The sequence below is a fragment of the Picosynechococcus sp. NKBG15041c genome, from assembly GCF_055380235.1.
Genome location: NZ_AP040363.1, coordinates 2,563,664 through 2,585,985, shown reverse-complemented (window position 1 = coordinate 2,585,985; position 22,322 = coordinate 2,563,664). Strand labels below are relative to the sequence as shown.

At 49.5% G+C, this 22,322-nt stretch carries 17 protein-coding genes and 1 other RNA gene; 9 read left to right on the top strand and 9 right to left on the bottom strand.

Annotated features, from left to right (window positions below):
* Nucleotides 1-36: 36 nt before the first annotated feature.
* Nucleotides 37-432, bottom strand: a transfer-messenger RNA (tmRNA) gene (gene ssrA / locus ACZ45B_RS12430).
* A 729-nt stretch (nucleotides 433-1,161) separates the two neighbouring features.
* Here ssrA and ACZ45B_RS12425 point away from each other — a divergent pair.
* The 6 genes from ACZ45B_RS12425 (at nucleotide 1,162) to ACZ45B_RS12400 (ending at nucleotide 10,847) form a co-directional block, all read left to right on the top strand.
* A complete protein-coding gene (locus tag ACZ45B_RS12425; protein WP_024547046.1) occupies nucleotides 1,162-2,382 on the top strand; it encodes a response regulator in 1,221 nt (406 codons plus the stop codon).
* A gap of 74 nt (nucleotides 2,383-2,456) precedes the next feature.
* Complete coding sequence (locus ACZ45B_RS12420; RefSeq protein WP_024547045.1) at nucleotides 2,457-2,828, top strand: response regulator; 372 nt, start codon at nucleotides 2,457-2,459, stop codon at nucleotides 2,826-2,828.
* Nucleotides 2,829-2,881: 53 nt separating this feature from the next.
* Nucleotides 2,882-3,244: a response regulator gene (locus tag ACZ45B_RS12415; protein WP_024547044.1), complete on the top strand. Its 363-nt coding sequence runs from the start codon at nucleotides 2,882-2,884 to the stop codon at nucleotides 3,242-3,244.
* Between the two features lie 4 nt (nucleotides 3,245-3,248).
* Entirely contained in the window at nucleotides 3,249-3,857 is a 609-nt protein-coding gene (locus tag ACZ45B_RS12410; RefSeq protein WP_024547043.1) for a chemotaxis protein CheW, read from the top strand.
* Between the two features lie 214 nt (nucleotides 3,858-4,071).
* On the top strand, nucleotides 4,072-6,540 hold the full coding sequence (locus ACZ45B_RS12405; RefSeq protein ID WP_024547042.1) for a methyl-accepting chemotaxis protein: 2,469 nt from the start codon (nucleotides 4,072-4,074) through the stop codon (nucleotides 6,538-6,540).
* Between the two features lie 266 nt (nucleotides 6,541-6,806).
* Complete coding sequence (locus ACZ45B_RS12400; RefSeq protein WP_024547041.1) at nucleotides 6,807-10,847, top strand: hybrid sensor histidine kinase/response regulator; 4,041 nt, start codon at nucleotides 6,807-6,809, stop codon at nucleotides 10,845-10,847.
* Nucleotides 10,848-10,986: 139 nt separating this feature from the next.
* On the opposite strand, the gene ACZ45B_RS12395 is transcribed toward ACZ45B_RS12400, so the two are convergent.
* Nucleotides 10,987-11,475 (bottom strand): Dps family protein, encoded by a 489-nt coding sequence (locus ACZ45B_RS12395; protein WP_024547040.1) that lies wholly within the window; start codon nucleotides 11,473-11,475, stop codon nucleotides 10,987-10,989.
* Nucleotides 11,476-11,621: 146 nt separating this feature from the next.
* Nucleotides 11,622-12,653, bottom strand: a complete 1,032-nt coding sequence (csaB, locus tag ACZ45B_RS12390; RefSeq protein WP_024547039.1) for a polysaccharide pyruvyl transferase CsaB — start codon at nucleotides 12,651-12,653, stop codon at nucleotides 11,622-11,624.
* Nucleotides 12,654-12,776: 123 nt separating this feature from the next.
* Here csaB and ACZ45B_RS12385 point away from each other — a divergent pair, with 123 nt between their 5' ends.
* The gene (locus ACZ45B_RS12385) at nucleotides 12,777-13,394 is read left to right on the top strand and encodes a LysE family translocator (protein ID WP_024547038.1); all 618 of its coding nucleotides are present in this window, start codon (nucleotides 12,777-12,779) and stop codon (nucleotides 13,392-13,394) included.
* A 35-nt stretch (nucleotides 13,395-13,429) separates the two neighbouring features.
* On the opposite strand, the gene ACZ45B_RS12380 is transcribed toward ACZ45B_RS12385, so the two are convergent.
* The gene (locus ACZ45B_RS12380; protein WP_024547037.1) at nucleotides 13,430-14,491 is read right to left on the bottom strand and encodes a glycerate kinase; all 1,062 of its coding nucleotides are present in this window, start codon (nucleotides 14,489-14,491) and stop codon (nucleotides 13,430-13,432) included.
* A 159-nt stretch (nucleotides 14,492-14,650) separates the two neighbouring features.
* On the opposite strand from ACZ45B_RS12380, the gene ACZ45B_RS12375 reads away from it, so the two are divergent.
* On the top strand, nucleotides 14,651-16,003 hold the full coding sequence (locus tag ACZ45B_RS12375) for a GTP-binding protein (RefSeq protein WP_024547036.1): 1,353 nt from the start codon (nucleotides 14,651-14,653) through the stop codon (nucleotides 16,001-16,003).
* Here the strand turns inward: ACZ45B_RS12375 and thiD are convergent.
* The 3 genes from thiD to ACZ45B_RS12360 all read right to left on the bottom strand — a co-directional run bounded on the left by thiD (nucleotide 16,000) and on the right by ACZ45B_RS12360 (nucleotide 19,102).
* On the bottom strand, nucleotides 16,000-16,803 hold the full coding sequence (gene thiD / locus ACZ45B_RS12370; RefSeq protein WP_024547035.1) for a bifunctional hydroxymethylpyrimidine kinase/phosphomethylpyrimidine kinase: 804 nt from the start codon (nucleotides 16,801-16,803) through the stop codon (nucleotides 16,000-16,002). The genes ACZ45B_RS12375 and thiD overlap by 4 nt on opposite strands.
* A gap of 23 nt (nucleotides 16,804-16,826) precedes the next feature.
* Entirely contained in the window at nucleotides 16,827-17,969 is a 1,143-nt protein-coding gene (gene ftsZ / locus ACZ45B_RS12365; RefSeq protein ID WP_236612541.1) for a cell division protein FtsZ, read from the bottom strand.
* Nucleotides 17,970-18,229: 260 nt separating this feature from the next.
* On the bottom strand, nucleotides 18,230-19,102 hold the full coding sequence (locus tag ACZ45B_RS12360; protein WP_029682011.1) for a cell division protein FtsQ/DivIB: 873 nt from the start codon (nucleotides 19,100-19,102) through the stop codon (nucleotides 18,230-18,232).
* A gap of 167 nt (nucleotides 19,103-19,269) precedes the next feature.
* Between ACZ45B_RS12360 and ACZ45B_RS12355 the strand changes: the two genes are divergently transcribed.
* Entirely contained in the window at nucleotides 19,270-20,157 is an 888-nt protein-coding gene (locus ACZ45B_RS12355) for an alpha/beta fold hydrolase (protein ID WP_201766607.1), read from the top strand.
* Nucleotides 20,158-20,207: 50 nt separating this feature from the next.
* Here ACZ45B_RS12355 and rsmD read toward each other — a convergent pair whose 3' ends face one another.
* Together rsmD and ACZ45B_RS12345 are read right to left on the bottom strand one after the other, a co-directional pair.
* On the bottom strand, nucleotides 20,208-20,747 hold the full coding sequence (gene rsmD / locus ACZ45B_RS12350; protein ID WP_024547031.1) for a 16S rRNA (guanine(966)-N(2))-methyltransferase RsmD: 540 nt from the start codon (nucleotides 20,745-20,747) through the stop codon (nucleotides 20,208-20,210).
* A gap of 9 nt (nucleotides 20,748-20,756) precedes the next feature.
* Nucleotides 20,757-22,295, bottom strand: a complete 1,539-nt coding sequence (locus ACZ45B_RS12345) for an AAA family ATPase (RefSeq protein WP_024547030.1) — start codon at nucleotides 22,293-22,295, stop codon at nucleotides 20,757-20,759.
* Nucleotides 22,296-22,322: the final 27 nt, after the last annotated feature.

Genomic DNA, 22,322 nt, shown 5'->3' with positions numbered 1-22,322 from the left:
ACCCAGGAGCTTTTTTAGGTTGTAACTGATGGATGGGAGTGGAGCCGAGCAGAGTCGAACTGCTGTCCAAATTGGGTATTTACCCCTAGCTCATTCACAGGTTTAGTTCTTCTAATCCTCAGAACGGGAATGACTGCTTGTTCCGAGTCACCAAGAATCTCTGGTCTCTGCTTGGCTTTAGTTCAAACCAGATGTATCCCTAAAGAGCATCCGTTGGGGGTTTAGTCATAATCCTTAACGGAGTCGAATTATGAATGCTCGAACCTAAGTTAAGGTTGTCTTATTAAGCTACAGCAGCAGCTTTGCGAGCGAAAGGAACGATGTTGTTCGCAGTTACATTTTGTTTGGATCTTTGATTTGCGAGAGGAGACCCACTCTCGACCTGCATCACAGTGGAAGCTTTCGCCAACCTGTCGAAACCGTTGCGGCCCCGTGCGATGTACTTAGTATAACACTGCCCCTTGGTTCTCAGTTGGGGAAAACCCGATACAAAGTTAGCGATCGCCCTCCCTTGTTTCGTATCCGACGACTAGGTCGTCCTGCCTTCCCCCGGCTTCCAAGAGTAGGATGTCGGTACTAGCGGGTAGTAAATCGGGTTTTAGGCGATCGCCGAAAACTATTTCTATTTTCAGCCGGGATCTTTGCCACGTTTCTTCCGTTAGTTTTAGCCAAGTAAAATAAATAGATAGAAAGACCAATAGTGCCTGTCATACAACAAAAAACTCCGTATTTTTACGGAGTTTTTTGTTGTGTTAAAGAACACTAAAACAGTGTCAAAATCAAATTTTTGATTATTCAAGTCTCCAAACTCAGACTGTTTTTGCTGAAATGTCTATTAGATTCTTCCGAATCAACTAAAACCAGCTTTTAAACATACTTTTTAGCTACCCAAAATATGTCACAAATATATCCCATGTTTATCTAATTTGATATATCTAGTAGTCTTCGCTCAGCATGGGTTTAGATGAATGACGATTTAAGCTGATTTTATGAGCAAAATGATAAATTTAAATCATTCCAAATAAGCCATATGGCGTAGGCCTAAATACGGATTCACGCTCAAAATTGACCTAAAAAATATTTTCAGCAGTTTTGGTGGATCTTGGCTTCTAGAAAAACTCAAATGATTGACACTAAGCTCTAGGTCAAGGATAAGCTGATATGTCTACTAAGCAAAAAATTAACACAGAAAATAGTTTGGCAGAGTATCAGTTAGTAGGAAATCCACAGGAAATCCTACGACAGGTTGCCAGCACCTCAGGCAGCGGCTATGTCAATGCTTTTCATGACGGTATCGGTTGGCAGATATACTTCAAAAATGGCGGTATTACCTACGCTTACAGCTCTGTTCAATCATTACAGTCCTTTGATTATCATTTTCATTGCCTCGGATTAAAAGCATCTCCTGCAGCCTTAAAGATGCTTCCTCAAGCGAATACAGAGGTACTTGAAGCCGCTGATAATCTCAAGCCCATCCATGTTATGAGCCGCGCGATGGATTGGTACCGCCAAGAAGGTCATTTAAATCTCATCCAAATGACCCGTCTTTTAGAAAATTTAACCAAGGAGGCGATCGAATCTTTTTTATGGTTAATGGAAGCCCATTACCAGTGGGTTCAAGCAGATTTCCAACTTCCTTGGGATCCTGAACTGGAGATCAATTTAAACCTAGAGCAAATTATTCAACATTTTAAGCAGCGCACTGAAGCTTGGCAGGAGGTCAACGAGCTGATTAAGTCTCCCTATGAGAGGCCCTATCTTTTTTCCCATGAGCAATCTGCCAATACCTCAATCTCACCTGCTTTAGAAAAGCTCAAAAAAATCCTGCGTGGCTTTAGCATTCGAGAGATTGCTTTGTTACTCAATCAGGATGAAATGGTGGTAGCCAAACTACTTTATCCCTATGTCCAAAAAGGGAACGTGTTTTTAGGGGCACCAAAAGAACCCTTCAACCACTTGCCGACTGTCCCACAGGTGGTCAAGCAAGCACCCGTTCAAACTCGGGTACGGCCGACCAAAGTTTACAAAATCGCTTGTGTTGATGATAGTCCAACTATCTTGAACGAAATGCACCGTTTTTTAGATGCGGATGAATATGAAGTTACAAAAATTGAAGATCCAATTAAAGCAGCTTCTATTTTATTTCGTTTAAAGCCGGATCTAATCCTCATGGATATTACAATGCCGGAGATCAATGGCTATAAACTTTGTAGTCTTCTAAAAAATAGTGTGGCCTTAAGAGAAACGCCGATTGTAATGGTCACCGGACGAACTGGGTTTGTGGATAAAGCACGGGCTAAATTGGTAGGGGCTTCAGACTATTTGACTAAGCCTTTTACTCGGGGAAGTCTGCTGTCTATCGTTGAAAAATATGTGAAATAGTTGACTGGTTAAGTTCAATTCTTTCTCTTTCTGAATGAAATTAAACGGTTTATAAGTCGTAAGGAATTAATGCAATGAGTACAGTATTGGTTGTCGATGATATTCAGTCTGAATTGCAACTCATCAGCACTTATCTGATTCAGGGAGGTCATCAGGTGATCGGTGCAGGCAGTGGTGAAGAAGCCCTCCAAAAGGTTGCCGAGAAAATTCCAGATGTGATTGTCACAGATTTAGTAATGCCAGACATGAGTGGTTTGGAATTGTGTCGTAAGCTCAAGAAAAACCCAGAAACAGCAAAGATTCCTGTGATTGCTTGTACGACAAAAAGTCGTCAGGTAGATCAGGAATGGGCCAAGCGTCAGGGTATTTCTGTCTATCTTGTTAAGCCCTGCGATCAACAGCAGCTACTGGATGCAGTGGCCTCTGTTGTTCTACTGATGGCTTAGTTTTTTGTTTTTTAAAAGCTTCTTGTTTGATTTTTACCCAAAGGATTAAAACCATGAGTAAAGTACTCGTAATCGATGATTTGCCCACTGAGCTGCAGTTGCTCAGTAATTATGTTTCCCAGGGTGGTCACCAGGTGATGACGGCAGTTAGTGCTGCAGATGCGTTAGAAAAGATTGGGACACAAAAGCCCGATGTGATTGTCACTGATCTGGTGATGCCGGACATGAGTGGTTTGGATATGTGCCGCAAGTTGAAAAAGGATGATACTACGGCCAATATCCCGATCATTGCCTGCACCACAAAAGATGGCAAGATGGACCGCAATTGGGCAATTAAACAAGGAGTAAATATTTATCTCACAAAACCTTGTGAGAAAGCCGATTTACTCGAGGCCATCAAATCTGTGGCAGGCTAAACCCATGGGCGGCACTACACCGATAGCCACTGATCTTGCTTCGACGACAGTAAGGCTACAGCGACTTTTACCGCAGCTTTTTCAGCCGGAAGAGAAAACGGGCGATCGCTATCTGAAGTTTGAATTCTCTCCGCAGCAGTCTGGCTTGATTTCGTTGGAGTATGTTCATGAAGCCCTCAGGGTACCGACGCGCTTAGTCACGCCGATCCCGAATATGCCAGACAGTGTGGTTGGTTTCATGAACTCCCGCAACCAAGTCTTTTTCGTGGTTGATCTAGCACAGATGCTACAACTACCAGCCACAACCGCTAACCGGCAATACTATCCTGTGGTCACGGTGCGGCAATCTGCCGCTAGCCAGGCCCAAGACGTCTATCTAAACCAAACCGATGAAGATACCAGTTTGCTGGGATTAGTGGTGCATGCAATTCAAGGGGTTATTCGTCTGAATGCGGAGGAGATCGCCTCTCCTATTGAAGAGTTTAGTGAGGAATTAACTCCTTATCTCAAGGGATGTTTTGTTCAAGATGGGCAGAGTGTTCCTGTATTAGATGTCCAGGCGATCGCCACAGCCAAAACCCTCGCTGCACCAGGGTATGCAGTGACCAGTTAATCCATTCTTCTTCCCCCCAAATCCGGGGGAATGAGGAATCTTTCAATATTTTCCCTCAATAGTTTTTCAAACCCCATAAATTTACTTGGTATTCGTCGATTTTGACGCTACCTCTATCGCTGAATCGTGTGACAACACTGGTTCAGTGGTGCCATTTGTATTTTTGATTTGCTCTTTACGATTCCTTCCATAACTCTATTAGGATGCCAGAACCATGACTATTGCAGAAAATTTCCCCAATGATGCCAGCCTACGGTTTGAAGATACAAGCTTAGCCTCTGAGGGGCCAGCGGCAAAGAAGACCGAATCTACCAAAGGATTTTTTGGAAATAATGGCCCTGGCGGCAGCTCGGCGAAAAAGCAACGTAAGGCAGGCCCTTTGAGTCGGCGTCTGCTAGTCACAGTCATGCCTACGGTACTAACGCCTCTGATCCTGGCATCGGCAATTGGGTACAAAGTTGTGTCAGACAAAGCGAAGGCAGACGTGATCAATCTTCTCCAGGAAGACTCTTTCTTGGCTTCTGAGGCAACAGCGAACTTCGTGAATGACCTGATGAAGGTTCCTGGTTTACTGGCAGTGGATCCTCAGATTAACCAAGCCTTGCGCGGTAGTGAGGCCGTTGTAGCTGAGCAAAAGCTCACGCAGCTACCACAGGATCGTTTAGAAGCTCAGTTTAGTACGACTCGATTTCTACAGCCCAATACCAACCTCAACAATTACCTCAAAAACATCTCCGCACAATCAGGTATTCAATCCCTCCTGGTGACCAATCGCTATGGGTTTAATGTCGCCTCTGATACGCAACCTGATAGTTTTGTCCATTCGGCAGAAGACTGGTGGCAAGGCGCCCAAGCCAATGGGGTAGCGGTGGAAGAAGCTGTACTGGACGAAGCCACTGGTGAGAAACGCTTGGGGATTGCCCGCTCTGTCCTTGCACCGGGCACAGAAGAGTTTCTGGGGGTAGTCGAAGTCAAAGTTAGCTCTGCGACTCTCCATGACAGGGTGCGGGATTTCGTCGAAAAAGATCTATACAAAAGTCAACGAATTCAGCTCATTGACCCAGGTGCGGGGACTGTTCTTGATACGATTCAGCCGACGGATTCGGGCCTCAGCGAAGCAGAGCTGACGGCAGAACTTGACTCAGTGATTGGGGGAGAGAACATTTTGCAGATGGCGCGAGATATGAATGCTGCAGTGGAAGATGGTAGCCAATCCGATGAGGCAATTAAGACAGCCTTAGAAAACAAATATCCTGAGATTCATAGAGTAGAAGTAGAAAGTTTTGAGTCTGCTACAGGGAAGTTCATTGAAGTCACATTTGAGCTCGGAGATAAAGATTTTAGTATTTCTACCATCCCCAACGTCCCTTGGGTGGCGATCGCCTCCATGAACGCCGAAGAGATCAACACCGCAGGTCGTGACCTCCTCAAAGTGTTTAGTGCGACTGGCCTAGTTCTGGGTGGAGCTGCAGTGGGCATTCTCATCCTCTTGGCTCGACAGCTATCCAAGCCGCTCGCTTCCCTATCCATTACTGCAGAGCAAGTGGCAGCCGGTAATCTAGACGTTGTGGCCGAAGAACAGGGCACCATCGAAACCTTGACCCTTGGTTATAGCTTCAACAACCTCCTGACGAAGGTCAACCAATTAATTAAAGAACAAAAAATCATTGCCGAAGAACAACAACAACGACGCGAAGAACTAGAAAGTGAAGTTGAAAGTCTCATGTCGAACATTGAAGGTGCCGTTGATGGGGACCTCACCGTTCGTGCTCAGTTAATGGCTGGGGAAGTCGGGATCGTTGCTGACCTATTCAATGCTGTTATTGAAAATCTCCATGACATCGCAAAAGAAGTTAAAAAGTCTTCGGGACAAGTGACCGGCTCCCTCACCGAAAATGAAGCGGCGATCCGCTCCCTCGCAGAGGAGGCGATTCATGAAGCCCTTGAGGTGCAAAAATCCCTAGACTCGGTCAAATCCATGTCCCAGTCCATCGAAGAGGTGGCCAAAAACGCGATTCAAGCTTCCGCGATCTCAAACACTGCATTCACCACGGTTCAAGCAGGTAACCAAGTGATGAACCAGACGGTAGAAAGTATTCAAGGTCTGCGGGCAACCATTGGCGATACCGCGAAAAAAATGAAGCGCTTAGGGGAGTCTGCCCAAAAGATTTCCCAGGTGGTTGCCTTGATTGATGAATTAGCCCTAAAAACAAACCTCCTCTCGATCAATGCTAGTGTTGAAGCCGCGCGGGCTGGAGAACTAGGTCAAGGCTTCACGGCGGTTGCAGAACAGGTGGGGGCCCTCGCTGAACAGTCAGCCGCTGCAACAAAAGAAATCAGCAAGATTGTCACGAGCATTCAATCAGAAACCCAAGAACTTGTGGCAGCCATGGAAACAGGTACAGCCCAGGTGGTCGACAGTACCAACCTTGTGGAAACAACAAAAGAACGTCTGGCAGAGGTACTAGAGCGTTCTCAAGAAATTGACCAGTTGATGCAGTCTATTTCGGCCAGTACAACGGCCCAGGCAGAAACCGCCCAGGGCGTTACGAAAGTAATGAACCAAATGGCATTTGCATCGGAGTTGCGTTCTTCGTCTTCCCGTGAAGTGGCTGAAGCAATGCACTCTACTGCAGAGGTTGCTCAAAAACTAAAAGCATCTGTAGAACAGTTCAAGGTCTAAATTCTGGCAAGTCGGGGGCTTTTTCTTGAAGTCCCTCTTCCTCAACATATGGGCGGCAATGGCCTAGGTAGTTTGGCAGCAAATATAAAACTAAGGTTCTGTTTTTATGAAAGTGTCCTGCTTATGCCGCCAGCCATCTTGTTTTAAGAATTTTTGAACATGTAAATGTTTTTCACTGGTCTGGAGAGATTCGGCAATCTTGACTGAACCCCAAGTTCTTTTGCCGATCATTTTGACATCATAAAGCCCTACTGAGATTTCGAGCCATGGATACAGAGCAACAGGTACGTCTTAATTTTTTGGAAGAAGTAGAAGAGTATTTCGATAACATCGAAGCTATTTTGCTGGAGCTAGCGGCTTCCGGACTCGATATCGGCAAAATGGATGCAGCAATGCGGGCGGCCCATTCCGTTAAGGGGGGAGCCGCCATGATGGGCTTTAAACCTCTCAGTAAGATCGCCCACCGCATGGAGGATTATTTCAAAATTTTGCGGGTGCGACAGGACCCGAAATTGGTCACGAGCCGTGTTGAAACACTTTTGCTGAAAAGTGTTGACGCCCTGCGGGTGGTAACGAATCTCCATCGGCAGGGAAAGAAGATTACTGATGAATGGATGGCCCAGAAGATTGATCCTATCTTTGATTATCTCCGTCAAGATCTCGGGGATCTTAGAGAAGAAGATGAAAATGCTCTATTAGCCCAGGAAGAAGATGTTGATATTTCAATGATTATCTTCGCGGGTGGGGTGGAAGAAAGCTTAGATTATTTTGATCAACAATTAGCCAGCCTTGCTCCTGACGATATCGGGCCAGAACTCATCGCGATGGCGGAGCAGTTGACTGATTTTGGCCGCATGAGTGAATTGGAGATTTTTATGAACCTCTGTCAGGGGGTTATTGAAAATCTACCTACGATTGCGCCGGAACATCTTAAAGATTACGCCGAGGAGGCTCTTTCTACTTGGCGACGCACCCAGGCTCTGGTTACGATTGGTCGTCTTTCCCACCTGCCGGACCATGTGCCGATCAATCCGGGCTGGCGACAAAAGTCACACCCAATGGAAGAATCAAAGCCAAAATCAGAGTCGGTTTCGCCAGCGCCAGGAAAGCAGGTGAGGATTAAGGTATCTGAATCACCAGAACAGACGGCACCTTTAGAAATTGAGCAAGGGGAATTTGACGTTAGCCAGGAAGGGATGACTAGGATAATCGCTGCTGATGATCGGTTAGAGGCGATCGCCCCATCACTTTCCCTAGAGAAAGAAGAAATAGCCACGGAACTAATAAACTGGCCGGAACCAGATGATCCAAGTTTGGCCTGGCTAGAAAATGCCGATGAAGCATCCCTACGGGAATTGGTAGGGGACTTTGGTAGTGGTGATTTCGTTGCGGAAAATCCCCCTGAAAGCGAGCCAGTGGCGGCGGTAGAAATGTCGCCGGAGCAAGACCAAAACCAAGAAATGGTGATCCAACCGTCCCTAGACCCAGATCACCCACCCGAGATCCAAGCAGGACCACCAAATGTGGCCCAAGTGAGAGAAGCGATGGTCATTGCCAATCAAGAACTCACCAATGCTTTTATTGCTAACCATCTCGGTCGCCTCAGCTTGGAACGGGCCAGAAAGGCTTTCAGTCAGGTGAACCAGCAGCTGATGTTGACGGAAGACTTCCTCGGACAGGATCTTCTAGACAATATCGCCCTTGAGGATGTGGCGATCGCCATGCAGCAGTCAATCCTAGACCATCATGAAGCTGATCAAACCTTAGAAGAACCTAGCAAATCCCCAAACCGTACTGCCGTCTCCTTTACTATCCAGGAAGAGGATTCTCCCGCTCTCCCTCATCCAGAGGTCATTGCTAAAGAGGATGTTCCCCCTTTGCCTGAGGTGCAACCCCAAAGCCAAGCCGAGGATGTCTCCCCAGAACCGATATTCGCAGAAAATGTCTCTCCCGCAGTAGAAATCCCAGAGGTAATGAGCCTCGATGACATTTCTTTGGATGATATTGATCTAAAGGATTTTTCCCTTGAGGCACTTTCCTTGGCTGAATCGCCATTCCCCGCAACAGAACAGGCAGCAACCGAAAAAGATCACCCAAATTTACAGCAGACAGACATCTCTATTGCTAAAGACACCGTGCCTCAATGGGAAGAAGAGCCCGTTGCCACCATTCCTCCCACCCCTCCACGAAAAGTAGAAACGCCTCCTCTACCAGCCTTGGATCTTAATTCGACAACGGTTCATTTACCCGACCCTGCTAAGGAATTTTCCGCCCTTTCTAAATCAACGGTGCGAGTGCCGGTACAACAGCTCCAGAAATTAAATACTCTCTTTGGCAAGCTCATCGTTGAACGGAACGCAATTAACTTGCGATTGTCCCAGATGCGTAACTTTGTCGCACTCATGAATAGCCGGATGGCCCAATTAGAACAGTCAAATAGCCAGTTGCGCCGTTGGTATGACCGGGCTTCTATGGAAGGTTTGATGACTGAACAAGGGGAAAATAAAAACCATGACCCTGGGTCAGATCTGTCTGGTCATAATCCTTTTGCCACAAACTTAGGGGATGCCCCGGAACGCGATCGCCTCCAGCACCAGTTTGATTCTTTAGAGATGGACCGCTACAGCGATCTCCATGTCCTCTCCCAAGAGCAGATGGAAAGTATCGTGCAACTCCAAGAAGTTGCAGCAGACATCGACCTCAGCCTCCGGGAAATTAACGCCGCCACGAACGATCTCAACTACACCACCCGCGCCCTCCAAAGTGGCATGACCCGCACCCAGATGCGCCCGTTTAGCACCATTGTGAACCGCTTCCCCCGGGTTATGCGCGACTTGTCCATGCAGTATGACAAAAAAGTTAACCTCAAAATCGAAGGCGAAACAACCCTCATCGACCGAGTCGCCCTCGAAGCTCTCACCGATCCGCTTAATCATCTCCTACGCAATGCTTTCGATCACGGTATCGAAGACCCAGAAACACGTTTGATCAATGGCAAGCCCATTGAAGGAAACATTATTCTCAGAGCGATGCACCGGGGGAATCAAACCATCATCACCATCCAAGACGATGGCGGCGGGATTGACCCCAACAAAATTCGGATTCGTCTGCGCAAACTGGGGATTCCCGAGCATGATATTCAGCAAATGCGTGATGTTGACCTCTTCAATATGATCTTCGAACCAGGCTTTAGTACCGCTGAGCGTGTCAGTGAGTTATCGGGCCGTGGCGTTGGGATGGATGTGGTAAAAACCAACCTAAAAGATCTGCGGGGTGAAATTCGCGTCGACACACAATTGGGTCACGGTACCACCTTTACGATTGAGATTCCCCTATCTGTATCCATTCTGCGGGTCATGATTGTGGAAACGGCCCACCGGGTAATGGCGATTCCGATCGACAGTATTCGAGCCATGATCAGCATTCGGTCTGAAGATCTCACCAATCGGAATGACCAAGAATTTTTCGTTTGGGAGGGCCAGGCCGTTGAACTAATCCGCGCCGAAAAATGGCTCCAATTTAATCATCACAGTCGGCCTTTTGAGATGGAAGGAACAGCAACGATTAGTCGACCCACGGCTCTCATTGTCGGCCATGGACAAGCTGTCCGCAGTTTGCACATTGATCGCTTTTGGGGTGAACAGGAGATCTCCATTGCGCCGGTTCAAAGCCCAATTCCCCTCCCGCCTGGCTTTACGAGTGCTTGCATTATGGGAGATGGTCGTGTGATTCCTCTGGTTGATCCGTTCAAATTACTGGAATGGATCCACATACAACAAACAGGAGCTATTTTACAGGAGCGTCAAGATGCTGTCTCTGCGAAACTGCGGGAGCTGAGTCAACCCGAGGCCACTGTCCAGACAGTCATCAAGCCCCAGCAACAACTACCCACAATCTTGATCATTGATGATTCGATCAATGTGCGGCGTTATTTAGCCCTGACCCTCGAAAAGGCAGGCTATCAGGTGGAACAGGCTAAGGATGGTCAAGAGGCGATCGACAAACTACTCGGGGGCCTAGAGGTTGAAGCAATCATCTGTGATATTGAAATGCCCCGCCTCGATGGCTATGGTGTTCTGTCTGATTTACGTTCTCGTGCTGAGTATGAGAGCCTACCGATCACAATGTTGACCTCAAGAATGAGTGAAAAACATCGCAAATTAGCGTTTAATTTAGGGGCTTCAGCTTATTTTTCTAAGCCCTATAACGAACAGGAGCTGCTCCAAACCCTACACCAGTTGATCGAAGGGGTTAAAGGTGGGCAGGATAAAGCGGATCATCCCTCCCCAGCCCTTGAAACAGTCTAAAAAATCCCCAATATTTTTTAATCCGAGCAGAGGTCTAGGACAAATTTATCCTTCTTCTGCTCGGATTTGATTAGGGATAACAGTAATGTTTAGATGGGTTGCTTGGCGATCGCCTCTCCTATTTCCTTAGACAGGGTTTCTAGCCCAATAAACTCCGGAGCATCCAAGCATTTTTTTCGTGGACTTGCATCCGTTGGGTGAGGAGGTCAGCGGTGGGTTCGTCGTTGGCCTGATCTACGGTGGGGAAAATGGAACGGGCAGTGCGGACGACGGTTTCCTGGCCTTCCACAAGGAGGCGAATCATTTCGTCAGCGGTGGGTACACCCTTGGCTTCGGGGATAGCAGAGAGTTCGGCAAATTCTTGGTAGGTGCCGGGGGCAGGTACACCCAGGGCGCGGATCCGTTCGGCAATGAGATCAACGGCGAGGGCTAGTTCGTTGTACTGGGTTTCAAAAAGAAGATGGAGGGTCTGGAACATTGGCCCGGTGACGTTCCAGTGGAAATTGTGAGTTTTGAGGTAGAGGGTATAGGTGTCGGCGAGGAGATGGCTCAACCCTTTGGCGATCGCCTCCCGGTCACTTTCGCTAATGCCGATATTAATGGCCATGGGTTCGGTGGTGTTAGGCATCGTCGTTTCGTCTTTGGATTTGGTTTTGGATTTAGATTTGGTCTTACTAGCCATTGTGCAAAAAGATGTGGTTTACGTGCATTATGTCTCTATTATTAAAAATTTCCCTGGGCGATCGCCTGGTGAGCCGCAAAATAACAGGATTCTTAAAGGAGTCGACTCAGGATATCTTGGTGGGCCTGCACTTGGGTTTGGATGGTGCGCTGTTGTTCTGGGGTAAGTCGTTGGGCCGTTTTTAATGCCGTTGTCCACTGTTGGCTGAGGGCTTCCGCATCCAGGGGAAGCTGGTCTAAATCAAGGCCCGGTAGGTTGCACTGCTGCTGTAGCTGGGCCACTTTAGGGTCGTAATTGAGGGCGAAACAGGGACAAGCAGCGGCGGCAAGGATCAGACTATGGAGGCGCATCCCGATCAAAAAATCCACCTGGGCAAAGAGGCTTTTGTACTGCTGGGGCTGCAATGGGGCAATGATCACCTTGGGTTCGGCCAAAGCGTCATAGAGTTGTTGGGCGATCGCCTCATCCTGACTTTTTTGAAAAGGAATGAGAATTATGCTGGCCTTATTTTGCTGCTGAAATTGTTTGAGGGCCACTTGCAAAACAGTCAATTTTTTTAGGGTCATACTCCCATGGGTACGCAAATTGACGGCAATTCTCGGGTGAGGCAAATCAGGCATTTCGGCAAAAGGCAGCGCCTCTAAGACCCACACTGGATCCGGGGCGATCGCCTGGGGAATTTGCCAATTTTTTAATAAGTCTGCCGAAGCTTGGTCCCGCACCGTAATCCCAGTACAACCGCGCAACACAAACCGGGTAATGTGATTTGCGCAACTAGATTGCAGCGGGCCGATGCCCTGGGCCCAAGCAATGGTTTTTTTGCCCAGCAGTTGCGCCCATTTCATTAAAGCGGCGTAATAGACCAAACTCCCTAAACTGGTGACATCCTGCAAGAGACTGCCGCCCCCGAAGACAAAACCGTCCGCCTGGGCGATCGCCTTCAGGGTCTGCCACGATTTGTGCGGCACAGTGGTCACCCCATAGGCTTGGCTCGTGGCCGTGGGATTGTGGGACAGAACAATGGGATTAACCCCAGGGGGCAACATCTGCAACAGAGTCAACAGAAGGGCTTCATCCCCAGCATTGCCCTGACCGTAATAGCCACAAAGAACAACATTTGGCATTGTGTCATTAAGCAAAAGACTTATTATATCGGTGAGATTAACCATAGGTTACTGGCGCTTCATTATCCCAATGGCTTGATAAAAAGTGCTAATCTCCCCAACTCACCACAATCGAGTCTGCCAATGGGCCATCTCAATTTTGTTTATCTTTTTACAACCATGGTCGTCTTGGCGGCCTTGCCCAGTACAAGTGTTGCTCTGGTTGTGACCCGGGCGGCAACTGCGGGCTTTCGCAATGGATTAGCCGTTGCCTCTGGGATCGTCGCCGGAGATTTAGTGTTTGTGGGTCTTGCGCTGTTGGGACTGAGCACCCTGGCACAACAACTCGGCTCCGTTTTTACCCTCATTAAAATCGCTGGGGGACTGTATTTAATCTGGATGGGGGTCGGCTTGATTCGGAGTAAGCAAACCTTTGAATTCACAGTACACAACCAACGTCGCACCAATTTTCTGGAAAGTTTCCTCAGTGGGTTTGCTCTCACCCTTGGGGATCTTAAGGCGATTTTCTTCTATGCCAGCTTTTTTCCGGCCATTGTTGATATGAAAACCCTGGGATCATCGGAGGCGATCGCCATTGTGTTCACCACCATTGTGACGGTGGGAGGAGTCAAGGCGATATATGCTTACTCTGCAGAACGCTTAGTCAGGAAAGTCAAATCCCCAAAAGCCCAACGAGTCGGCAAGATTGCAGCGGGTACAGCGATGGTCTGCGGCGGTACTTACCTGATTTTTAAACATTGATTTTCATCCTGAGTTGTTGCGAGCGCCAGATCAGCTTATCTGTTCGGGTTAGCGGGACAATAGATTTGACCGGGGCGGTGATCGGCATCAATTTCAATGACGAGATCTGTCCAACGGGGATCTTGGCTGAGGGGCCGAATAAAAAGTTCTGGGTGGAGCGATCGCCAAAAATAATCGACGAATTGATCAATTTCGGCGTCACTCATCCCCGTTTTTCCCTGGGCAATCATCTGATGTTCAGCATCTTTGCGCCATTGTTTACTCAGGCGATAATCTTCAGGGCACAGCACTAGTAGTCGATCTAACTTTTCCCACAGGGGCAGATATTCCGCCAAGGCTGCGTTGATTTTCTGGGCAAACAGGCGATCGCCTCCGGTACAGATCGGCTCAGGGGCTGTCTCAAATACTTTCGGTTCCACAGGCTGACAACCCACAAACCAGCCTTCAAAGAGCACAATTTCCACCGGATCAATCCACTCTGGTTCGAGGCGATCGCCCGCACCATGATGTAGAGACTTATCGAAGCGAGGCACGGCAATCTGATCACCAAGATTCGCCCGTTGCAGGTTTGTTAAAACAGCCAAACCCAAGGCCACATCATGGGTCCCGGGGGGGCCACGCCAAATCAGTTCCGGTTGCGTTTTCAGAAGTTTTTGGCGATCACCATAGGTTTTGTAAAGATCATCAAGGGAAATCGCCACACAGGGGTATTGCCATCGCCGCAAAATAGTTTGCAATACGCGACAGAGGGTTGTTTTCCCGGTGCCTTGACCACCGAGGATGCCATAAATGAGCGGTTGATCCTGCTGTTGGCGGGCAATGCGAATTTGCTGGGCCAAGGGTAACCACAGTTCCCAGAGGGTTTTCAGAATCACGTCTTGGTCTTGAAAATTAAGCACTTCACAAAGTTGGAGAATGTCCGGGGCGATCGCCAAAAAATTTTGAGCGCGCCGGGTAATCCCCGACAGACTGAGATCATAGTCAAGGGCGATCGCCTGCGTCAGATCCCCTTGGGCTTGCTCCAGGAGATATGTGAAATCTGCTTTTTGGGGTTCTTGCCCGGCGACCCAGCCCTTTAGCACTGTCTCCAATTGCATCACGCCAATCAGTCCTTTTTTGCAATCACAATCACATGGTTTTAGGGTAAACCGATATTTCTGAACAGGATCAGTAAATTTCCTGCCGGGCTTCGTTCCAGTCCATCACCGCAACTCGATATGATGAAAAGTGGGTTCTACACATTTTTTGGGCCACCCATGGATAGTCAACAACAGGAACGACATTTTTCCCTTGCCCGGGCCAGTCTCCAGCAGGCACTGGCTTGGTATGGCAATACCCGCCGCCATTGGCACTATCCCCCGAGTCCTGAATTAAAGGCCGCTGTTCGTCCAGAATTAAATCAACTGCAAACGGCGATCGCCAAACTGGACCAAAATTTGTTGCGTATTGCCACCTTTGGTCTAGTCAGTCGCGGTAAGTCAGCAGTGATCAATGCCCTCATCGGCGAAAAAATGCTCGAAACTGGCCCCCTCCATGGCGTCACCCAATATCCCCGGGCGGTGCGTTGGCCCCTGACCACAGAAAAGCTCAAAATTGAACTGGTAGATACCCCAGGACTCGATGAAATTGCTGGGGAAGCCCGCACCAAGATGGCGGCAGAAGTCGCGGCCAATTCAGATTTAATTTTGTTCATCATTGCCGGGGACATTACCCGCACCGAGTACGATGCTCTCTACCAGTTACGCCAGCAGCATAAACCCCTGCTAGTGGTCTTTAACAAAATTGATCTCTATCCCGATTGCGATCGCCAAAGTATTTTCCAGCAGCTACAACAACTGAGCCAAGAAGCCGCTGGCACAAAGTTCCCCCTCAGCCCTGAAGAAATTGTGATGGTGGCCGCCGAACCCCAGCCCATTGCCGTCCGCGTAGAACACCCCGATGGCCGCGTTGAAGAAACCTGGGAAACTCCTGATGCCCAGATTGATCCCCTACGGGAAAAGATTTTTACGATCCTCAGCCGGGAAGGGAAATCTTTGATGGCGATCCATGCCCTTGTCCAAGCTCAGCAACTGCAACGGGCGATCGCCAAAAAAACCCTCACCCATCGCCAAACAGAAGCCGAGGCCCTAATCTGGAACTATGCCAAATCTAAAGGCGCGGCGATCGCCCTCAATCCCATCGGTTTTGTGGATATTGTTGCCGGAACCTTTGCCGATTTGGCCTTAATCCGCGCCCTTGCTCGCCTGTATGGGTTGCCCATGACCAGCCACGAGGCCGCCAAGCTCTGGCGCAATATTCTCATCAGTGCAGGGATTCTCTTTATCGCCGAGTTGAGTAGTGGCGTCTTCCTCGGCTTAGGGAAAACAGCCCTCAGTTTAGACGCTCTAACCAATCCCAGCACCCTCGGGCTCTATGGCACTGCGGCCTTAGCCCAGGGGGGAATCGCCGCCTATGGCAGCTATGTCATCGGCAAAGTGACCCAAACCTACCTCCAAAATGGTTGCAGTTGGGGAAATCTGGGGGCCAGCACAACGATTAAGGAAATTCTCGCCCAGTGCGATCGCCAAACATTGCTCTATCGTTTGCAAATGGAAATCGCCACAGTCTAGGGCAAAATCGGGAAAAAATGTCCCACGGGCCCCGTCCCTTGACCGATCGCCAGGCTATATTTTAAGGCTTCTGTGACATATCCCTTTGCTCTTTTCACGGCCTGGAGGGGCAGATCGCCCAGGGCTAAACGGGCAGCGATCGCCGCCGAGAGGGTACAACCTGTGCCATGGGTGTGGGGGGTCTGGACGCATTCCGTTCTTAAAATTTCCAGCCGTTCGCCGTCAAACCATACATCAACACCTTGCAAATCGCCAGCCATGCCACCGCCTTTGACGAGTACTGCACCACAGCCAAGTTGATAAATGTCGCGGGCCGCCTGTTCCATCGTGGCCAGATCAGTGATGCTCAAGCCACTCAGAATTTGTGCTTCATAGCGATTGGGGGTCAAAATTTGCGCACAGGGAATCAGTTTTTTCTGCAAAAAGGCGATCGCCCCATCATCAATTAACTGCATCCCTGTGCGGGACACCATCACCGGATCCAAAACCCAGTTGGGTAATTTTTGGGCAATCGCCGCTGTCAACACCGCCGCCATAATTTCTTGGTTCAGGAGCATCCCCGTCTTCACCGCCTGAATACCCAAATCCGAGACCACCGCCTCAATTTGGGCCGTCACCACCGCCGGGTCAAGGGCCGCCACCGCTGTGACGCCCAATGTATTCTGGGCTGTAACGCAGGTGATTGCGCTAGTGCCATGGACACCCTGGAAGGCGAAGGTTTTCAGATCTGCTTGAATCCCTGCACCACCACCACTATCGGAGCCCGCGATGGTTAAGGCGATCGCCGGAGAAACTACCATTGCTAAATCTATATATCTGCCTATTATTTCGGACGATTAGAACGGCGCATCAGAAAATCAGGAATATCAGGGAAACCATTCCGGGGCGCTGGTGGCGCTTGGGGCGGGGCGATCGGACGGGCCCGAGGCGATTCTGGTGCGGGAGGGACTGGCGGAACGTCGCCCTGGGACACGGCTGGCATACGCCGCTGCTGTGATAAGGGTTGGGGTGTTTCTGTCATTTGAGGCTCCACTGCGAACCCTGTGGCAATGACTGTGATTTTGACTTCCCCCTGGAGATGTTCATCGATGACCGCCCCAAAGATGATGTTTGCATTGGGATCAACCACTTCATAGACCGCCTCCGCTGCATCATTCACCTCATGGAGGGTCAGGTCATGGCCACCAGTAATGTTGAGAACAACCCCCTGGGCTCCTTCCATAGAAGACTCCATCAAGGGAGAAGAAATAGCCATCAGCGCCGCTTCCCGCGCCCGGGATTTACCAGAGCCGACGCCAATACCCATTAGAGCAGAGCCTGCATCAGCCATCACTGCCCGTACATCTGCGAAGTCCACATTAACCAGACCAGAAATCGTAATGATATCGGAGATTCCTTGAACCCCTTGACGTAATACTTCATCGGCGGCCCGGAGTGCCTCAGGAACGGAGGTTTCCTGGGGGATCATATCCAGAAGTCGGGTATTAGGAATCACCAAGAGGGTATCAACCCGGCTTTGGAGTTCTTTGATGCCTTCTTCGGCTTGGGTAGAGCGGCGACGCCCTTCAAACTTGAAGGGACGGGTTACCACTGCCACTGTCAAACAACCTAAATCTTTGGCTACTTCTGCCACGATCGGTGCTGCTCCAGTGCCTGTGCCACCTCCCATCCCAGCGGTGATGAAGACCAGGTCAGCACCCTCAAGGGCCTGGGCGATTTCATCTCGGGATTCTTCTGCTGCTTTGCGACCGATGGCTGCATTACCTCCGGCACCGAGTCCCCGCGTAATTTTTTGGCCAATCTGTAGTCGTTTTTTGGCTTTGGAACTGCTGAGGGCCTGGGCATCGGTATTAATTGCCCAAAAATCAATATTTGACATTCCCCCTTCGATCATTCGATTGACTGCGTTACAGCCACCACCGCCAACGCCAATGACTTTAATTTGGGCAACGCTGCTGGGGATGATGGGGAACTGCGATGGTACTCCTTCTGCCGGGGCAGCGTGGTTACCAGTCCCATCGAAGGGCGCGTTGTTGGGTTGGAATAGAGGGTTTTGGCTCACGGTCACAAAGGAGAAGTGTGATGGATATGAATATTTAAGTTTAGTCGGTTACTCGAATTTTTTAAGTATCTTTTGGGAGAATTTTCCGAGATTTTAACTTTTTTCGAGTGTTAATTTGGAGGTCAAGATTTAATCAAGATTGCTGCTACGATAGCGCAATTTTTCTAGGTTGGTGGCTCTTGGGTTTCAGGGGTGGGGGGCACAATGGGTTTAGTGCCTTGGATAATTGGTTCTGTGGGATTGTGGAGGTCGATGTATTGAATGTCCTGGGCCGGAATGGTCTTGCCGAGGGTTTGTTGCAATTTAGCGATCGCCTCTAGTTGTTGTTCGAGCTTGCTTAAATCGGCGCCCAAGTGGAAGCTCCCCAGTTCGGTATTCAAGATGAGATTGCTGGAATCTTGCCAATTAAGACTAAAAATTTCAACGGGCGATCGCCTAAGGGTTTGGTACAGTCCGGGCCAGAGAGGGAGTTGCAATTCCCGGAGACCGATTACTTCTAGGGTGGGCAGAGACATATATTCTCCGAGGGGTTCGTACACTGCCACAGGAAACCAATTACCAGCAGCATCCAGATAACCTGGTTCGAGGGGGCGATCTCTCTGGCCCCGGGGAATTGGTGTTTGAGAGCGAGCCACTGGATAGCGCTCCTGCACTTGAATCGCCAGACTGGGAGGCAACAAGCGTCGCGACACCATCACTTCAGCAATCGCCCCCTGGGTTTCAATGGCTTGCTCAAGCTCCTGGGGCTTGAGAGTAAGGATCGGTTGGGGGTAGGTGAGTGGAATCAGACTCCGGATCCGGTCCTCCGGCAGCGTTTGGTTACCTTCGATGGTGATTTGGGCGGCACTTTTGATAATCCAGTCCGGCCGGTCGAGAACCCAAAATGTGCCATAGGCTAAGGCAATGAGCATGAGCGATCGCCACAATCCCTGGAACCAACGGAGGGTTCGTTGTCGCTGCTTTTGTTTGCGTTGGGCACGGAGCTGCTCCCGGGTTGCCATGGCTCTCTCTGTCAGGGGTAACGTTGCGATCGACACGATGTATGACTATCTTAGGTTGAGTTGTCCGAATCGCGTATCCTATTTTGTCGAAGAATAAGGCCATCAAGATCCATTTCGTCCGGCGATCGCCCACGCGGTAGACCCCTCGACCTCCCGAATCAATAGCCGCTATATTTTAGAAAGTACGCTCCAGCATGACAACGATGATCCAAACCGTAAATCCCCTGACCACCTTGACCCCCTTAGACTGGACTTGGCACGACCAGCACATTCGCTACACCGTTCAAGGGGAAGGGAAGCCACTACTGTTGATCCATGGGTTTGGGGCATCCATTGGTCACTGGAAACACAATATCCCCCCCTTAGCCGCCCAGGGTTATCAAGTGTTTGCGTTAGATTTGTTGGGCTTTGGCGCTTCGGCCAAACCAGATTGGGATTATAGTCTCGAGCTCTGGCAGGATTTGATCCACGATTTTTGGCAAGCCCAGATCCAACAGCCGACTGTGTTTATTGGTAATTCTATCGGTGGCCTTCTGAGTTTGGCGATGCTGGCCCATTATCCCGAACTCTGTACCGGAGGGGTGTTAATCAATTGCGCTGGGGGTTTGAACCATCGCCCCGACGAATTGGCGCTGCCGTTGCGTATTGTCATGGGTACGTTTGCTAAATTAGTGAGCTCATCCTTAACGGGGCCGTTTATTTTTAACCAAGTGCGCCAAAAGAGACGCATTAAAAATACCCTCTATCAGGTCTACGGCGATCGCCAAGCGGTGACCGATGAATTGGTGGAAATGCTCTACGAACCTTCCAATGATCCGGGTGCCCAAAAGGTTTTTGCGTCGGTGATCACGGCACCTCCGGGGGAAAGTCCCCGGGAATTATTACCCCAACGGCAACATCCTTTGTTGGTGCTCTGGGGCGATCGCGATCCTTGGACACCGATTAAAGGCTCACAAATTTATCAGGATCTAGCGGCCCAAAATGCCGGGGTTGAATTTCACCCAATTCCAGGGGCAGGCCACTGTCCCCACGACGAAAACCCCAGCTTAGTAAATGCGTTGATCCTCGATTGGTTACAACGCTTAGGATAACTGCGCTCCTCTGGCTTAATGTAGAACCGTCTAACTTCCCCAAGGGAAGATTATTGGGCAGGACGATAGAAGGCGATCGCCGTTTTGCCGTAGTTTTTCTCCTTGAATAGCTCTAACTCGGGCAATTCAATCGGTTGCCAGAGTTTGGGGTCATACTCCACGGCCAGTTCTCCCCCTGGGGCCAGTAATGCCAAATCGACAATTTTCGCTAAAACCGGGTCATAAAGTTTTGCGGCGTAGGGTGGGTCAAAGTAAATCAGGTCAAAAGTTTCACCGCCCAAATTTTCCAGTCGTTTGCGGAGATCACCTTTGAGAATTTGGTATTTTTGATGGTCTTTTGCAATTTTCTGCCAATTTTCTTGAATAATGCGACAGGCTTGGGGATTTTTTTCGATTGCAATAACTTTTGAGGCATTACGACATAATGCTTCTGCTCCCATTGAGCCGGATCCGGCACAGAGATCAAGCCAGCGGCAACCGGACACTTGACCTTGCCAAATGTTAAAAATCGCCTCCCGCACCTTTGCTAGGGTCGGCCGCGTTAATTCGCCGGGGAGAGTCTTGATCTGTCGGTTGCCATAGATTCGCATGGCAGCATTTTATCGCGCCGAGACGAACCGTTCTGAGGCGATCGCCCGTAATTTTTCCACATCTTCCCGGCGGGAAACCGAGAGGGGCACGGTATTTTTCATCTGGGTCACAAGGGCTTCTGTGGTCAGGGGTGTTTGTTCATAAAGCGCTTGGTAAAGTCCGGCGATAATGGCCTGTTCGATTTCCGCACCGCTATAGCCCGCTGCGGTAGTGACGAGGGTACGCAGATCAAAGTTTTGAAGATTTTGTCGATGACGCGCCAGGTGAATCGAAAAAATTGCCGCCCGCTCCTGAGCATTGGGCAAATCCACGAAAAAGATTTCATCAAAGCGGCCTTTCCGCAACAACTCCGGGGGGAGTTTTAGTAGATCGTTGGCCGTTGCCACCACAAAAACCTCCTGGGATTTTTCTTGGAGCCAGGTGAGAAATGACCCAAATAGACGCAAACTTAAGCCCCCATCGCCATCACCGCTGGTATTACCAAAGCTTTTTTCGATTTCATCAATCCACAACACTGTCGGCGCCATGGATTCGGCCAGTTTAATCGCCTGACGAAAATTTTTCTCCGATTCCCCGACGAATTTGTTGTAAAGGCGGCCGGCATCGAGCTTGAGCAAAGGCAATTGCCATTCCCTGGCGATCGTTTTTGCTGCGAGAGATTTACCACAGCCTTGAACCCCAACGATTAAAATTCCCTTCGGTGCCGGGAGATTGACCTGTTTTGCGGTTGCACTAAACCCCACCTGAGCCCGCTTGAGCCATTCTTTAAGGCCCACAAAGCCTCCCAGCTTGGCGGTGTTTTCTTCGACGGGAAACAGTTCAAGGAGAGACTCTTCCCGGAGGATCTGGGCCTTGCGGTGAATCACTTTGAGGATATCTGTGCCATTGAGTTCCCCATCAATCAACGCGGCATAGGCGATCGCCTGGCGGGCTTGCTTGAGGGTCATACCACTGAGGGCGTGGACAAACTGGTTTAATTCGTTTCCCTGGAGATTGATCGTCAGTTGATGGCGGACCTTCAGCTCTCGCATCACCGCCGAGAGGGTTTGGTAGAGTTCATCACCATCGGGTAGGGTCAGCTCAAAATACACCGCATCGTGGGCGATCGCCTTGGGTAAGGCGATCGCCTCCCCGGTAATCACCAGGGCCGAATTCACCACACTATAAGTATCAGCAAGCTCTCGCACTTCCCGCAGTACCCGGGGATCTTCTAGGTGGGTCATAAAATCCTTGAGCCAAAAGACGCCGTTGCGTTCCATTTGCCCCATGTACTTGAGGACATCGAGGGGCTCCGTTGTATTCTCAAAGGCGATCGGCTTATTTGCCCCAGGTCGGGCATATTCATTGGTGCGGGGGGCATATTTCGTTCCCGGGGTTGGGGCCAAACCCAAATTTACTGTCCACTCAAATAGTGGCGTTTGTAACTCCTTGACCACTTCCCGGAGTAGTGTTTCGACCCGTTCTTCCTCTACTGTTTCGATCACAATAATCGGGTGAAACGCACAAATGAAGGTTTTTAAACTGTGGATATTTTCTAAAAAGCCCATGCCCTTCTCCTGCCCATTTTCTTCGAG